Raw genomic sequence first — 15,316 nt, 5'->3', positions numbered from 1 at the left:
ATGGCCATTCTTGATTTATGTGATCGGGATTTTCGGTTTTTCCTTATCGGCCAAACCGATTAGTTCGCGGGTCGTTGATCGATCCGTTCACAAGATCTCAGGAGAGGCGTCAAATGCCCAACTTCTTCAAATCTGCACTGCTTCTATCGGCGGGTACTTTCCTTGCCAGCGGCAGCTATGCAACCCCGCCCGGCTTTAACGAGCCGGGCATGGGACAGATGCCCGTGCGTGCCGCGGGCGACCTCACCCCGCGCGACGTTCAGGACTGGTGGCCGGAAGTGGTTGACCTCGAACGGCTCCGGCAGAACGAAACCAAGGCCGACCCACTCGGGGAAGACTTCGATTATGCGACGGATTTCGCGAAGCTCGACCTGGACGAAGTCAAGGCGGATGTGGCCGCAGTGCTTAAGGATTCGAAGGATTGGTGGCCGGCCGACTATGGGAGCTATACCGGCCTCTTCATCCGCCTCGCCTGGCACAGCGCCGGGACATATCGTTCCGGTGACGGGCGTGGTGGCTCCGATGGCGGGCAAATCAGGTTCGAGCCGCTCAATAGCTGGCCCGACAACGGAAACCTCGACAAGGCACGTCGCCTCCTGTGGCCGGTGAAACAGAAATACGGCCGCAGCCTCTCGTGGTCCGACCTCATCATTCTGTCGGGCAACGTCGCCCTCGAACAGGCCGGCTTCAAGACGTTCGGTTTTGCCGGCGGCAGGACCGACGACTGGCAGCCGGAACTCGTCTATTGGGGCCCGGAGAGCAAGTTCCTTACAGCCTCGCGATTTAGCCATGGCAACGGCCGCCCGGCGGATGAAGGCGCGATCCCGCAGGAATTAAAGCAGGATCTCGGGGCTTCGGAAATGGGTCTCATCTACGTCAACCCCGAAGGCCCGGAAGGCAATCCAGACATCCTCGCATCGGGCGAGCGCATCCGCACGACCTTCGGCCGGATGGGCATGAACGACGAGGAAACAGCTGCGCTGATCGTCGGTGGGCACACGCTCGGTAAGAACCACGGCGCAAGTTCGAAGGACTGCATCGGAAAGGAACCCGCAGCCGCTGGCGTCGAGGCACAGGGCTTCGGCTGGAAGAACTCCTGCGGGACGGGCGCTGGCCCCGACGCCACGACCAGCGGCCTCGAAGGCGCGTGGACCGCGACACCGGACACTTGGAGCAGCAACTACCTCGAAAATCTCTACAACTTTGAATGGCGCCTGACGACCAGCCCAGCGGGCGCGAAGCAATGGATCCCGGTCAACGCCGACCAGGTCGAATTTGTGCCGGACGCTTTCGACCCGGAGAAGTTTCACCCCCCGGTGATGCTCACGACCGACCTCGCGATGCGCTATGATCCCAAATACGGCCCCATCACCAAGCGTTGGGCGGAAAATCCGGCCGCGATGGATGCCGCCTTCGCCCGTGCCTGGTTCAAGCTCACTCACCGCGACATGGGTCCGGCTGCGCGGTATGTCGGCTCCGAAGTGCCCGATGAGCAATTCGTCTGGCAGGACCCGCTGCCAAGTGCTGATTACGGGACGATCACCTCGTCCGACATAGATATGCTCGAAGGCAAGATCCGAGATGCAGGACTGTCGACATCGGATCTCGTGCGCACGGCATGGGCTGCGGCCGTCACTTACCGCGACACAGACATGCGCGGCGGCGCGAACGGTTCGCGCATTCGCCTTGCTCCCCAGAAAGACTGGCCGGTGAATGACCCCGAAACGCTCGCCCGGGTCATCGCTGCGATGGAAGCCATCCAGGCTGACTTCAACGCCATGGGGACCGGTCGCAAGGTATCGATCGCGGATCTCGTCGTGCTGGGCGGTGCCGTCGCAATCGAGGAGGCGGCCAAGGCTGCGGGCCATGAAATCGATGTCTCATTCAGCCCTGGCCGGGTCGATGCGACGCAGGATCAGACCGATCTCGAAAGCTTCGAATATCTGCGCCCGGCTGCCGATGGCTTCCGCAATTTCTACAGCGAACGCGCTCGGCTCTCGCCGACCGAGATGCTGATCGATCGCGCGGATCTGTTGACGCTGACCGTGCCGGAGATGACGGTTCTCGTCGCGGGCATGCGGGCACTCGATGCGAATGCGGACGGTGCCAAGCACGGCGTTTTCACCGACACGCCGGGGGCGCTCACGAACGACTTTTTCGTCAATCTGCTCGACATGAGGACCGAATGGTCACCGGTCGAGGGCGAGGAATATGTCTTCGAAGGCCGCGATCGCGAGACCGGTGAGCTAAAGTGGACGGCGACCGAGGTCGATTTGGTGTTCGGCTCCAATTCGGAGCTGCGCGCCGTGGCGGAAGTCTATGCCTATGCTGATGGCGAAGAGCGCTTCATCAAGGACTTCGCGCAGGCGTGGAACAAGGTGATGATGCTCGACCGCTTCGATCTTCGGTAAGCGAACGGCGCTGGACGCGCGGCGGTCACGCTTACGCTTGCACCGCGCGTCCCTTCATTTTCCCGATAGGAAACAGGAGCAGCACATGCTTGACCGACGAGCCGCTATCCTCGGCAGCGCGGCCGCGTTCGCATTGTCAGGTTCGCGGCTCTTCGCCCAACCGCAAGGGCACGTCGTGGAGATGACGGGCCGCCCTGGCGGTGACATGTCCTTTTCGCCCCGCATCCTGCGTATTGCATCAGGCGATACCGTCACTTTCAGGCCTGCGGATCCTTCGCACAGCTGTCTTTCGACGCCCGGAATGCTGCCAGAAGGGGCCGAAGGCTGGCGCGGCAGCATTGGCAAGCCTGTGACCGTCACCTTCGACAAACCCGGTTTCTACGGCTTTCATTGCCTTCCCCACCGAAGTCTCGGAATGGTGGGCCTCGTGATTGTGGATGGCTCGGGACGTGATGCCAACCTCGCCGCAGCGAAAGCGGTGAAGCATCCGGGAAAAGCGGCGGGCGTCTGGAAGGAGATCTGGCTCGAAACCGAAGTGTAAGCGTCGCCGTCAGCCGATCAAAAGGAGCGTGTCATTAAGCTTTGCGTTGAGGTCTGGGCGAGGAACGAGATGTTGGCTGTTGGGCCCAACAAAGTGATCAATCAGTCCCAATTCGCTTCGTCGACCAAGCCTGCCCTCTCGCTTATTGATCATCTGCTCACCACCCAGAATCAGCCTTTCCCAGCAAGCCTGGTGGTCACCAGAGCGGTCAGGCAGATGTTGTGCGCATCTCTGACAACAGACCGACTGGAAACGGCCCCAAAATGGACCCAGACGCATTTTCTTTTTCCGCGTGAAAGTAGAGAGTTTTCGCGGTCGCCAGATTTGAAGACGTTCATGCGAATGGGCAATTGAGCGCTTCTCGACAAGCGTCATGTCCGCTTTCGACCTGGACCACAGTAGTCTTGCACAAGGCCCTCAGCCCCATGGTTCGTGACAAACGCCAACGCATGAACTAAGCGCAGCGCCGCATGCGGTCCAATTCGACATCCTTCTCCACGAGGAGACTCGCGGTCTTTGCGGTGATGGTGCTCGCGCTCATCGCCAGCATGCTGATCCCGCGCGGATACATGATCGCGCCGTCCTCGACGCATCTGTTCAGCCTTTCTGCCTGCCCTGAAACCAATCCAATCGCGCGCATGGCCGTGCGTGGCATGGGCGACGAACAACGCATGGTGCATGCAGCCATGGGCCACGATACCGATCCGGCCCATGGCGACCCTGCGAAAGGCCAGAAGGCTGGAGATTGCTCGTTCGCAGGGTTCACAGCGCAGGGTCTCGCACCGGATCACGAACCGGAGGAGGAGCGTCTTCGGGTTGATGCCGCGCCGGTACCATCGGCTTATCGGGAGCGTGCCGAACAGCGCCTGCTGAGGCTCAGACCTCCCTTGCGCGCGCCACCCTTCAGCGCCTGACCCCGACGAGATCAGACACTGACGCTGGCCATCTGCCAGCGGCAGACGGCGCACACCTTTTTCCGGATATAACCAATGGCATTCAACACGCTTGGCAGGGCGATTCTGCTCGCCTCCTTCTCATTCATCCCACTCAACCACGCGCTCGCGCAGGACACGGACGAGCGCGAGAAGTCCGACAGGCCGACGGCCGATCCCATCCTCACCGACACGATCTTGGTGAGCGCCGTGCGCGCCAGCCGTGACGAGAGGATCGCGACTGATGAACTCGCGATGCCCGAGCAGATCGCTCTCCCGGCCGATGCCACTGCGATCGCCGCCCGCGTGCCCGGCGGCGCGTTCTTCGGCAACGGCGCGCTGTCTGGCCAACTGTCCTATCGCGGCCTCGCCGGGCAACGAGTGCTGGGACGGGTCAACGGTCAGCGCTTCGCAACGGGCGGGCCGAACGCGATGGACCCGCCCTTCCATTACGCGCCTTCCGTCCTCGTCGAGCGCATCGACGTGGCGCGGGGCGTTGCCCCGGTCTCGCAGGGACCCTCGCTTGCCGGGGCGGTCAACGCGCAGCTTTTCGAGACAGATTTTACGGAGAGCGCCGGCTGGTCGACCGACCTTCGCTTCACCAGCCAGTATCGCAGCGTCGACAACAGCTACGCCCTTGGCGGCATGGCCGGCCTGTCGAACGAGAAATGGCGCATCGGCGTCATCGCCAGCCGGGAGGAGGGCGAGGACTACGAATTTCCCGGAGGCACGGCCGTCGGCACGTCCTTCGAGCGTAATCTCTATGGCGCCCATGCTGGCTTTCAGACCGGTTCGGGTGAGCTTTTCCTCGAATACAGACGCAGCGAAACCGACCCGACCGGCAACCCGCCTTTCTTTCTCGACATCGTCTTCTTCGACACAGACTTCGTCCAGGGGGGCTATCGAGGGGAGATTGCACAGGACGTGCAACTCACGCTCAGGCTGGGACATGTCGCGATCCGTCACCTGATGGACAATCAGACCACCCGCGATCCCGTGGCCCCGCCCAATCGTGCGCGGGCGACATTCGCCGATGCCGATACGAGCACGGCAGAACTTGCTTTGCGTTTCGGCGAGCCCGATTCCTATTTCCAGATCGGAGCGGATACCGAACTGACCGACAAGTTCGTCACCATCACAAATCCGTTTAACGATGCCTTCTTTCTCGAATCGCAGCCCAATGTCGAAGCGGAGCGGATCGGCGCCTTCGGCCAGTGGCGCGGCGCGGCCGGCAAGGTCGAGTTCGAGCTTGGCGCGCGGGTGGACAGCACGAACCAATCGGCCGGCGCACCGCAAGTGGGAACGGCCGTGCCCATGGGGCCGCGCGGGCTCGCCGCTGCCTTCGCTGCCGCCGATCGCGAGACGCGACAAACGACCATGGACGCGGTTCTTCGGACATGGTTCCCGCTCGGTGACATCACGCCGCGCATGACGCTTGCCCGGAAGGAGCGCGTGGCAAGCCTCCTTGAGAGGTTCGGTTGGCTGCCGACAGAGGCGAGCTTTGGTCTTGCGGACGGCAACATCTACGTTGGCAATCTCGATCTCGAGCCAGAAACCGCCTGGATCGCCGAAATAGGCTTCGATCTTGACACGGGCGATTTCTCGCTGCGCCCGACCGCCTTCTACCGCCGCATCGACGACTTCATCCAGGGCGTCCCCTTCGACGACACCATCGGTGTGATCGACAGCCCCGTGGAGATGATCGCCTCCATGAACGGCGATCCCACGCCGCTTCGCTTCGGCAATGTGGACGCGGAGCTGTTCGGGGTCGATCTTGATTTCGCGCTAAGGCCGGTCGATCGAATCGAAGTCAGTGGCACGGCCAGCTTCGTGAGGGGCAAGCGACGCGATGCGGATGACAACCTTTACCGAATACCGCCCGCCAATCTGCGCCTGTCGGCGGCATACCGGGGCGACGGCTTTTCCTTCGGCGCCGAACTCTTCGCCGCTGCGGACCAGAACGAGGTGTCGGCATTCAATGAAGAAGAGCCAAGCGATTCCTTTGCAGTCGTTGGCCTTTTCGCACGATATGGAATTGCCGACGGGCTCGCCCTCGAGGCGGGAGTGGAGAACCTGTTCGACGAGTTCTATCAGCCGCATCTTGCGGGCCGGAACCGGTTCGGGGCGTCGGACGTCCCACTGTTCGACCGCTTGCCAGGTCCTGGACGCGGTGTCTGGGCGCGACTCACCGGGCGCTTCTGACGAAGCGCCCATCACATGGCAGGCATGTCTGCAATAGCAGCGCTAGGGGCCAGCAATGAAGGAGAACGAGCAACTCGGCCCCTAAGCGGTGCAATATTCCTGCGCGCCGCAACAGCCCTCCCATTGACTGTCGCTGACCAGACTTACGTACGATCAGGATGACCGGTGACCGCCCAAACCGAGCCGTACGGTGCCTGTAGGGGGTGTCCTGAAAAAGGTCTGACTGGTTTGCCAATTTACTGTCCAAAAGTCGCTGGTCGGCTTTCGACCTCTTTTCCGGACGTTCGCTAACCGAACTTTTGTCGGCAGCTTAGGGGCGGACAGCTGCCGGCATCGGCCCCCAAATTCTCAAGCGTTTTCTACCGAGTGCTCAAAAACGCTGGTTTTCCGCCATTCTTGAAAAGTGGTGCCCCATAGAGGACAAAGATGGGCACTCAAATCATTGGAGAATTCAGACCGAGCTGCCTGAGTGATGAGCGTTTTTCGCCCTAATCTCGGCTATTCGCCCTTTCGCCCGCAGCTCCCGAAAGCAGGCGAAGCCGCCAGACCTCGGTGAATGTCCGCTCTCGTATCTTTCCAGGTGGATTTGTCGCGAAGTGGGTGGTTGGCTGCCTGTCTGCCGTCAGGACGCCCGCTCTAAGAACCCACATTGATCGGTAGTTGTGGCCAAGCTGGTTTGCGCCCGAATCGTGGTCGCTTGAGGCGGCGCAGCCTGTATTCGATCGGGCAGTGCTGCGGTGGTGCGCGGCTTTGCTGGCGCGCTTTATCGGGCAAGAACACGTCCCAACGATTTCAGCACCCGAGCAGACCACGTTTGGCCATGGAATCGGCGGCGCAGCAATGTATTTGCGGCCTTGAGTTGCAATTCCTCATTTGTCACAAAATCTTGGAGTGTTTGATCACGGAGCAGCGCATGGCGACATCGGACAACCCGTCTGGCGGCGGACGGACTTTCATGCGGACGTCGGCAGGCGCGGTCCGCAGGGCGCCGCCACTGGCCACGGGCGTCCGGCTCGGCCCGTGGGCGGTGGAAGAGCCGCTCGCGACCGGCGGGATGGGACAGGTCTACCGCGCAAGGCGCGCCGACGGCGTCTATGAACAGGCAGTCGCGATCAAGCTCATCCATGACAGCGATCCCGTCCGCGTGGGCCGCTTCGGCGCCGAGCGGCAGCGGCTCGCGGAAATGGACCATCCCGGCATCGCCCGGATCATCGACGGCGGAACCCATGACGATGGCCGCCCGTGGATGACGATGGAACTGGTCGACGGCGAGCCGATCATGCCGCAGGCGTCGGCCCTGCCGCGCAAGGATCGCCTGAGGCTGTTCGTCGCCCTGTGTTCGGCGGTGTCGCACGCCCATGGCCGGCTGGTCCTGCACCGCGATCTCAAGGCCCAGAACGTGCTGCTCGATTCCAGCGGCGCGGTGCGGCTCATCGACTTCGGCATCGCCTCGCTGGCCGAGGGCGAGGATGCGCCCAGCGGGAGTTATACCGCGGCCACCGCCGCGCCCGAACAGCTGCGCGGCGAGCCGCCCACGGTCGAGACCGACATTTTCGCGCTCGGCTGCATCCTTCACGAGCTTCTGACCGGCGCCGTGCCGGCGCGCAATGACGACCGCAGCGTCCGATTGGACGTCGGCGCGATCGCCGATCCCGACCTCCTCGCCGTGATCCGGCGGGCAACCGCCGCGCTCCCTTCGGATCGCTATGCCACGGCCGAGGCGCTGGGAGCCGACGTCGCGGCCGTCCTCGAACATCGCCCGGTCGCGGCCCGGCAAGGCGGCGCGCTCTATCGCGCGCGCAAGTTTGTTCGCGGCGCGCCCGTGGCAAGCGCACTCGCGGCGGCCTTCGTTACGGCGCTGGTGGGAGGCATCCTGGTGAGCCTCAATTTCGCCCGCGAGGCCGAGGCCGCAGCCGCGCAGGCCCGGACGGAGCTGGCACGCGCGGAATTCTTCCTCGACCGTGCCCAGGCATTGAACGAGGCCAAGGATGCCTATGGCGACCTGCTGCGCAGATTGACAGCCAGCGAAGCCGACGTGGAACGCGAATCGCGCCTCTTGATGGAGCGTTGGCGCGAAGCGCACGACAATCGCGACATCGCCCCCGGAACCGCGGCGGCGATCAGCTACGCGGTGGGGATGCATTTTGCCCTGCGGCGGGACGAGCGCAGGGCGATCGAGGTTCTCGAGCCATGGATTTCCGAAGGCTACGGCCCCGAAGGACTGGTCGATCTGGCACGGGTTTTCCTTGCAAGTTCATACGATGAAACGGGTCAGAGCGAAAAGGCAATCGCCATTCTTGAAGAGCTGGACCGCGAAATGTCCGACAATTTCGATGCCAATTCGATCAACCATGTTCAGGTCGTCAGCGCTCTTGCAGGTTCCAACAACAAGCCAGAAGCACAGCAGCGCGTCATCGATGTGATCGAAGCCGCGCTGGAGACCGAAGATGCGCCGCATTACCGGGCGTTCCTTTGGAACCAGCTGGGCAGTGCGCGCCTTGGCGTCGGAGACCGGGTCGGCGCGACTTCCGCCTATCGCGAAGCGGTGAACACGGATGCGGCCAATCCGCTGGCCGATCAGGCCAATCTCGGCACCGCGCGGGTGAACCTGGCAGCGAGCGAGCTCTATTTCGCGGACCGGTCCGCAGCCTCGTGCAAGCAAGCCGACATCGTGCTCGGCACGATGCGCGAGGCCATCGGCGAGAATGTGATGACCGGCTTTGCCCATATGCTGCGCGGCGAGGCGAAGCTTGCCGACGGAGACCGTGCCGGCGCTCTGGACGACACGCGCATCGGGCTGGAGATGATCGCCCGCTACAGCAGCGACACCTCCAAAAGCTGGATCAACGGCGCGTGCGCTCACGCTGCGGCGCTGGTGGCCAATGGCGATCTGGCAGGCGCCGAAACGCTGATTGCCCGAATGGAGGCCGTCGCCCGCGGGAATGACTATTCCCCGACCATGGGCGAACTGGCGCGGGCCCGCCTGCTGGCAACGCGCGGCGATATCGCCGGCGCGCGTAAGCAACTGGCGCTGGCGCGCGCGAACAAGGCGGGGCTCGAGCGCGGGATGCCCAATGCCTGGCGGCTGGCGCAGGCCGAAGCCTGGGTCGCGGCCGAAGCCGAGCGGCGCGCGGGCGGCCAATAGCCGCCGCCCCCGGTCAGGCGCTCCCGGTCATCCCGCAGCGAGTCCCATTCTCTCGGCCAGCCATTCGCGCGCCTCGCTCCAGTCGCGGCGGATGGTGCGCGCGGACACGCCTAGGACACTGGCGGTCTCATCCTCGGTCATGCCGCCGAAATAGCGCGCATCCACCACCTTGAGCCAGCGCGGGTTGCACGCCTCCAGAGCGCGCAGCAACTGGGCAATGCCAACCAGCTCCTCGGGCGTTTCGGAGAATTCGGGGAACAGTGGCGAATGCTCGTCGAGCGTCACGGCGCCTTGCCCCCCGCCGCGCTTCCCCGCCAGCTTGCGCCGCGCGTGGTCGATGATGACGTGGCGCATCGCAAGGTTGGCTGCCCGAATGAAATGCGCGCCATCGTCGAACAGCGCTTCGCCGCCGATGCGGACATAGGCTTCGTGCAGCAGGTCGACGGTGCTCAAGGTGTCGTTGAGGCCGTTGCGGCGGCGCTTGGCGCGGGCAATGCCGATGAGCGTGTCGTAGTGTTCGGCGATAAGGGCTTCGGCGCGCTCCCGCTCGTCCGAGGCATAGGCGGCCAACCCGGCGAAGTCTTCGCCGTCGCTCGCCCGGCCTGATCCGAATTCGCCCGATTGCACGTCTAGCAAGGTCGCCAGTCCCTTTTCGCATCGCGGCATGGCGCGGAGCGAACGGCTCCCACCGCCAAGCCCGCGCAATGTCGATGATTGCCTCGCAGGGGCACACCCTTGCGGCGAGACCCCCACAGCAGTGCCCAACCGCTGCCGGTTTTGCGGAACACGGCGGGAATTTCTTATTTTGCGCCATAAACTTGTCCGCAAAACCCCCGGTTGGCAAGAAAATTTGTCCGGATTTGCCGCGCGATTGCGTCTTTCAATGTGAGCGCGCGCTTGGCGGGCGATCCTGCACAGGCCTCCGGGACATCGCGCAGGTCATCGGACTGCGTGCTCGTGGCAATTGGGCCTGCCTTGCCGCCGCACCTGCCATTCCGCGGCAGGCGGAGCAGGGCCGGCGAGCAGCAGTGTTGGAGGAATGCAGATGCCCGATCCGGACCGCCCCGACGAAGCACGCCTCGATGCCCGGCGGAGCGCGATCATGGACGCGGGGTTCCCCGAGATCGAATGGCCGACCCTGTCGGGGATGATCGTCGACCTGCCGTGGCTGACGACATTCATCGGCCTGCTGCCGGTCGCCCTGTTCGCTGCGGGCCTCGCCTGGCTCGAGCGCGATCCCTCGGTCGATGCCTTCGTGAGCCACGATCACCCGGCGTGGCAGGCGCGCGAACTGGCACGCGAAACCTTCGGACTGGAAGACCCGGCGATCGTGGTGTTCGCCGAGGAGCCGGGCACCAGCGCCTTCAACGCGCCGACTCTCGCTGCGGTCGACCGCTTCACCGACGAGGTCGCCGCGCTCGAGGGCGTGGAGCCGGGCGTCATCAGCATCGGATCGGAAAATGCGATTCTTGCCACGGCTGCAGGCGATCTCGAAGCGCCCGAAATCATCGACCCTTACGCAGTCGACCCGCAGGCCTCGCTCGAACTCTACCGGCAGATGCCGGCGCTCGCCCGGACGCTCGTTTCGGAAAACGAGGACGCGCTGATGGTGATCGTCCCCGTCACCGATCCCAACCGTGCCGAAGAGGTGACCGCCGCGATGCGCGATCTCGCGCAGGACCTCGCGCCACCGGGGGTGAGCGTGCACCAGTCGGGCGTGGCGACGATGAACGCGCGGCTGGCCGAGCACATCGCGGGCGACACGCGGATCTTCCTTCCCGCCGCCTTCGTGGTGATCGGCCTGTTCCTGCTGTTGGCGTTGCGGCGCGCGCGGGCAATCATCGGTCCGATCGTGGTCGTGATCGGCTCGGCCCTCAGTGCGGTCGGGGCGATCGGCCTTTTCGGGTCGAAATACTACCTCATCACCACGGCCCTGCCCGTCGTGGTGATGGCGATTGCCGTTGCCGACAGCATCCACTTAACCCTCGCCTACCAGCGCGCCCGCGCGCAGGCGCCGAAGGGCACGCGCGCGCAGGCAATGAAGGCCGCCATCGACAAGGTGGCGCTGCCGATCGTCCTGACCAGCGTGACGACCGCGCTCGGCTTTTCCGGGCTTGCGATCGGATCGCCGATGAAGCCGATCGCCGATTTCGGGCTCGTGGGCGCGGTCGGCGTGATGGTCGCCTGCGTGCTCAGCCTGACCGTGCTGCCGCTCATCCAGATGCGCCTTGCCGACCTGCCGCCGGCGGTGGTCCGCGCGCGGCGGCTCGACGGCCTGCTCTCCCGGATCGCGCAATGGAGCGCGCTGCGTCCCGCCGCGGCCCTTGCGCTGTCAGCGGTGGTGGTGGGCGGCGCGATCATCGCCGCCTCGCAGGTCGAATTCGATTACGAGCGGCGCAACTACTTCACCCCCGGCGACGATGTGCTGGTCGCCGACGACCTCATCGCCGAGCGCTTCTCGGGCGGCAACATCCTCGATGTCGTGATCGACAGCGGCGAGGAAGAGGCGCTGCTCACCGCCGGGGCCGTGCGCGACATCGTCGCGCTCCAGCAGCGGCTCGAAGCCATTCCCGCAATCGGCAAGGTGACGAGTTACGGCGACGCGATCGGCCTGATGCACGAACGGCTCAACGCCGCTCCCCCGGGCGCGCTGCCCGACAGGAGGGATGCGCCCGCGCAATACATGTTCCTTTACGAGGCGAGCGGCGACCCCGGCGATTTCGACGCCCAGCTCGATTTCACGAGGCGCTTTGCAATGGTGCGCGGCTACCTTGAAAACGGGGAATATTCATCGACAAAGCCGGTGATCCAGGAGGTCGGCACCATCGTCGAGGACTGGTCGCGCGAAAGCGGACTCGAGGCTTCGCTCAGCGGCCGGATGGCGGTCAATGACGGCTGGATGGATTCGCTAAAGGCGAGCCACCCCTTCACCATCGGTGCGGCGGTGCTGATGGTGTGGGCCGCGACCTTCGTGCTGCTGCGCGGCTTCGGCCCGGCGCTGGTCGCGATGCTCCCGGTGCTTTCGGGCATCGCGCTGCTCTATGCCGCGATGGGCCTTGCCGGGATCGACCTTGCCCCCGCGACCAGCATGTGCGCCGCGATTGCCGCCGGGCTCGGCGTCGATTTCGGAATCCACCTCGTCCAGGAACTGCGCAGCAGGATCGCGCGCGGGGACGACCTCATCGCCGCGCTTTCGGGCAATTACGTCACCGTCATGCGGGCCTGCTTCTTCAGCGCGGTGAGCCTCGGCGCGGGCTTTACGGTCGTTGCGCTGAGTGAAACGCCGGTGCTGCGCTGGTTCGGCGTGCTGATCGCCTTTGCCGCGATAGGCAGCCTGTTCGGCGCGCTCGTCCTCGTTCCCGCAATCGCTTCCATCACCTCACGCAAATGGAGTTCGTCCAATGCATAGGACCCTGCGCAGGCTTGCGCTGATCGCCGTTTCGGCGGCAACCGCCCTGTCCCTCCCGCTCGCCGCATTGGCGCAGAAGGCCATGACGGGCGATGAGATCGCGCGAAACATCGCCGAGCGGCCCAATGCCGACCCGCGCAAGGGCACGATCACGTTCACGATGCGCGACAAGGGCCGCTCGCGCACGCGCGCGGCGAAGATGCTGCGCACCGAAAGCAAGGCGACCCACCGCCTGCTGCTCGCCTTCGACACGCCCGCCAGCATCCGCGGGACATCCTTCCTCAGCTATGATCACAAGGCCGCAGACAGGACCGACGAGACCTGGCTCTACCTGCCCGCCACCAGCCGCACCCGCCGCGTGCCGGCATCCGACCGGGCGGACAGTTTCATGGGAACCGAATTGTCCTATGGCGACGTCAAGGACAGCTTCATCTTCGGCCTTGCCGATTACACCTTCTCCTCCGCAGGCCGCGCGGCCAATGGGCGATACATCCTCAAGGGCAAGGCGCGCGATGCGAAGACGGCGCGCGAGATCGGCTATGGCGGCTTCACCGCCGAAGTCGACCCGGCGACCTGGTTCCCGCGCAAGATCGCCTTCACCGATCCGGCAGGCAGGAAGCTCAAGACCATTGCGGTGAGCGATCTTGAAAAGGTCGGCGCATCGTGGACGGCGACGGATTTCACCGTGACCAATCACCGCACCGGCCGCTCGACCAAGGTGACGGTGTCTGGGCTCGCCCGGGCATCGGGGGCGAACGAAAGGCTGTTCGACCCGGCGCGGCTCGACCGCGCGGCCGGTCGGATGCCGTGAGGGTCGCCGCCGCATCCTGCGCCCTTGCGCTGGGCCTCGCGGCGGCGGGCGCGAGCGCGCAGACGGTCGATGGCACGCTCGTCGCGGCGGCCGACGAGGACGGGCTCGCCAAGGCCAGTCTGCTGATCGAGCCCGAGACGATCAGCTCGCTCGGCCCCGGCTTGGAACTGGTTGCATCGCTCCGGATCGAGGCCGCTGGGTCCGAAACCGGGACAGGTTCGCGCAGCGGCTTTTCCCCGATATCCGCACCGCTCGTCAAAGGCGATGATTTCCGCATTGAACTCGATGAATTCTACCTCGCGATACCTGCCGGGGCGCTCGAATTCAGGCTTGGCAAGCAGGAGATCGCATGGGGATCGATCGACGGCGCGCGGGTGGTCGATACGGTCAGTCCGGCGCGCCTGACCGAAGGGCTCGCGCGCGATCCCCGACCCGACCGCATCGCGATATGGGCCGCGCGGGTGCAGGCGATTGTCGGCAGGGTCGATCTCGACCTCGTTTTCGCACCCGATCCGACCGTGAACCAGCTGGCCGAGCCCGGCGCGGCCTTCTTCCCGCAGGCCCCGCGCTTTCTTGCAGGGCTCCAGCCCGCCGGCCCCCTGCCCCCTATCCAGAGGGAAGATCGCGGCGACCTCGTCGGCGATGCCACCATCGGCGCACGCGTTTCCTACCGGCTCGACGCGAGTGACCTGCGCGTCTCCTTCGTGCGCGGCATCGACCAGGACGGGGTTCCCGTTTTCGATGGTCGCCAGATCGAGCTGCGACATCCGCGCAGGCATACGATCGGGCTCGAATTCGTGCGCCAGTTCGGCGCGGTCGTGGGCAGGCTGGAGGCCGCATGGACGCCCGATGCCCGCTTCGTCGTGGCAGGCTCGCTCGGCAGCGAAGTCGCCGAGGTCGATCGCATCGTCGGCGGGCTGGGGGCGGATTTTTCCGGTCCGTGGGACACCTATGTCAACGTCCAGCTGATCGCCGACCACGTCACGTCCGACCGCGAACTCGTCCGACCTCGTACCGATGTGATCTCGACCCTGCGGATCCAGAAGGACTTCGATGACAACCGGCACGCTCTGCGGGCCGAATGGCTCAATTCGCTGAGCGACGGCGATGGCCTCGTCCGCCTCGAATTGTCGCGCCGGCTCGACGACCGTTTCGCGCTCTTCCTCGGCGGCGACATCTTCTACGGCACGTCGCGCGGCATCTTCGGACAGTTTTCGGAAGGCTCGAGGATCCTCGGCGGCATTCGCTTCGCGCTTTGATGTTACGATCGGGCGATTATCCCGTGCAACAGGAGAGCGTTGCTCCTCAGTCGTCGATGTCTCGCATGGTGAGACCATGAACGGCATTGAAAAAATGGATCGGCTTGCCGCGGCAGCCCTACGGAGGTCTGGACCAAAAAGTTCTCGTCTGTCCGGAACCGGGGGGCGAAAAATTCCCAGAATTCTGGGGTTTTCAAAAAGTGGTGCGGTCGAGAAGACTCGAACTTCCACGGGCGTTAGCCCACAACGACCTCAACGTTGCGCGTCTACCAGTTCCGCCACGACCGCACTCATGTCAGGGGGCCGTTGCTGGCACCCCTCGGTAGGAGCGCGCCCCTAGCAAGGGGGGTGACGCGGCGCAAGCACTTTGAGGCGGCTCTTGCAGCACACCTGCGAGAGGGGCGCGAAAGGGCAGGCTGCCGGCCTGTCCCTTGGCGGGACTGCCCCTCATGCGGACCTTGCGAGCGGCATTAGGGATTTGGCAACCATGTCGGGTGAGCGCTGCCCTGAGCCTTGCCTCCGGCCTTCTCCTGGCCGCCCAGTCGGTGCAGGTGTCACCTTCGGGCCTTGCCGCGCGGCCGGCGCGGGAGTCCGTGGGGGTAGCAA

General features: G+C 64.6%; 10 protein-coding genes and 1 tRNA gene. 8 read left to right on the top strand and 3 right to left on the bottom strand.

Annotated elements, in window-relative coordinates:
- Positions 1-209: 209 nt before the first annotated feature.
- Both katG and Ga0102493_RS13630 read left to right on the top strand, forming a co-directional pair.
- Positions 210-2,411 (top strand): catalase/peroxidase HPI, encoded by a 2,202-nt coding sequence (gene katG, locus Ga0102493_RS13635; protein ID WP_199796954.1) that lies wholly within the window; start codon positions 210-212, stop codon positions 2,409-2,411.
- 181 nt (positions 2,412-2,592) lie between these two features.
- On the top strand, positions 2,593-2,952 hold the full coding sequence (locus tag Ga0102493_RS13630) for a pseudoazurin (protein WP_236922343.1): 360 nt from the start codon (positions 2,593-2,595) through the stop codon (positions 2,950-2,952).
- Between the two features lie 9 nt (positions 2,953-2,961).
- Here the strand turns inward: Ga0102493_RS13630 and Ga0102493_RS16025 are convergent, their stop codons facing one another.
- Positions 2,962-3,327 (bottom strand): hypothetical protein, encoded by a 366-nt coding sequence (locus tag Ga0102493_RS16025; RefSeq protein ID WP_150132487.1) that lies wholly within the window; start codon positions 3,325-3,327, stop codon positions 2,962-2,964.
- 95 nt (positions 3,328-3,422) lie between these two features.
- Here Ga0102493_RS16025 and Ga0102493_RS16020 point away from each other — a divergent pair, with 95 nt between their 5' ends.
- The 3 genes from Ga0102493_RS16020 to Ga0102493_RS13615 all read left to right on the top strand — a co-directional run bounded on the left by Ga0102493_RS16020 (position 3,423) and on the right by Ga0102493_RS13615 (position 9,231).
- Positions 3,423-3,866 (top strand): DUF2946 family protein, encoded by a 444-nt coding sequence (locus tag Ga0102493_RS16020; protein WP_150132486.1) that lies wholly within the window; start codon positions 3,423-3,425, stop codon positions 3,864-3,866.
- Positions 3,867-3,941: 75 nt separating this feature from the next.
- Positions 3,942-6,086, top strand: a complete 2,145-nt coding sequence (locus Ga0102493_RS13620) for a TonB-dependent receptor (protein ID WP_034906713.1) — start codon at positions 3,942-3,944, stop codon at positions 6,084-6,086.
- A gap of 913 nt (positions 6,087-6,999) precedes the next feature.
- Complete coding sequence (locus tag Ga0102493_RS13615) at positions 7,000-9,231, top strand: serine/threonine-protein kinase (RefSeq protein WP_161490072.1); 2,232 nt, start codon at positions 7,000-7,002, stop codon at positions 9,229-9,231.
- 27 nt (positions 9,232-9,258) lie between these two features.
- On the opposite strand, the gene Ga0102493_RS13610 is transcribed toward Ga0102493_RS13615, so the two are convergent.
- Positions 9,259-9,897: an ECF-type sigma factor gene (locus tag Ga0102493_RS13610; protein WP_051698461.1), complete on the bottom strand. Its 639-nt coding sequence runs from the start codon at positions 9,895-9,897 to the stop codon at positions 9,259-9,261.
- Between the two features lie 379 nt (positions 9,898-10,276).
- Here Ga0102493_RS13610 and Ga0102493_RS13605 point away from each other — a divergent pair, with 379 nt between their 5' ends.
- Genes Ga0102493_RS13605 through Ga0102493_RS13595 form a run of 3 tightly spaced genes read left to right on the top strand, consistent with a single transcriptional unit; the run spans position 10,277 to position 14,710 of the window.
- A complete protein-coding gene (locus Ga0102493_RS13605; protein ID WP_161490071.1) occupies positions 10,277-12,640 on the top strand; it encodes an efflux RND transporter permease subunit in 2,364 nt (787 codons plus the stop codon).
- Positions 12,633-13,451: an outer membrane lipoprotein-sorting protein gene (locus Ga0102493_RS13600; protein WP_051698465.1), complete on the top strand. Its 819-nt coding sequence runs from the start codon at positions 12,633-12,635 to the stop codon at positions 13,449-13,451. The genes Ga0102493_RS13605 and Ga0102493_RS13600 overlap by 8 nt, the downstream gene beginning before the upstream one ends.
- Positions 13,448-14,710, top strand: coding sequence for a hypothetical protein (locus Ga0102493_RS13595; RefSeq protein WP_034906718.1), 1,263 nt, complete (start codon positions 13,448-13,450; stop codon positions 14,708-14,710). The genes Ga0102493_RS13600 and Ga0102493_RS13595 overlap by 4 nt, the downstream gene beginning before the upstream one ends.
- Before the next feature lie 201 nt (positions 14,711-14,911).
- Here Ga0102493_RS13595 and Ga0102493_RS13590 read toward each other — a convergent pair.
- Positions 14,912-14,998, bottom strand: a tRNA-Leu gene (locus Ga0102493_RS13590).
- Positions 14,999-15,316 lie beyond the last annotated feature (318 nt).

It is taken from the genome of Erythrobacter litoralis, from assembly GCF_001719165.1.
Taxonomy (GTDB): Bacteria; Pseudomonadota; Alphaproteobacteria; order Sphingomonadales; family Sphingomonadaceae; genus Erythrobacter; species Erythrobacter litoralis.
The sequence above is the reverse complement of the archived record's forward strand: the minus strand, read 5'-3'. Positions and strand labels throughout refer to the sequence as shown.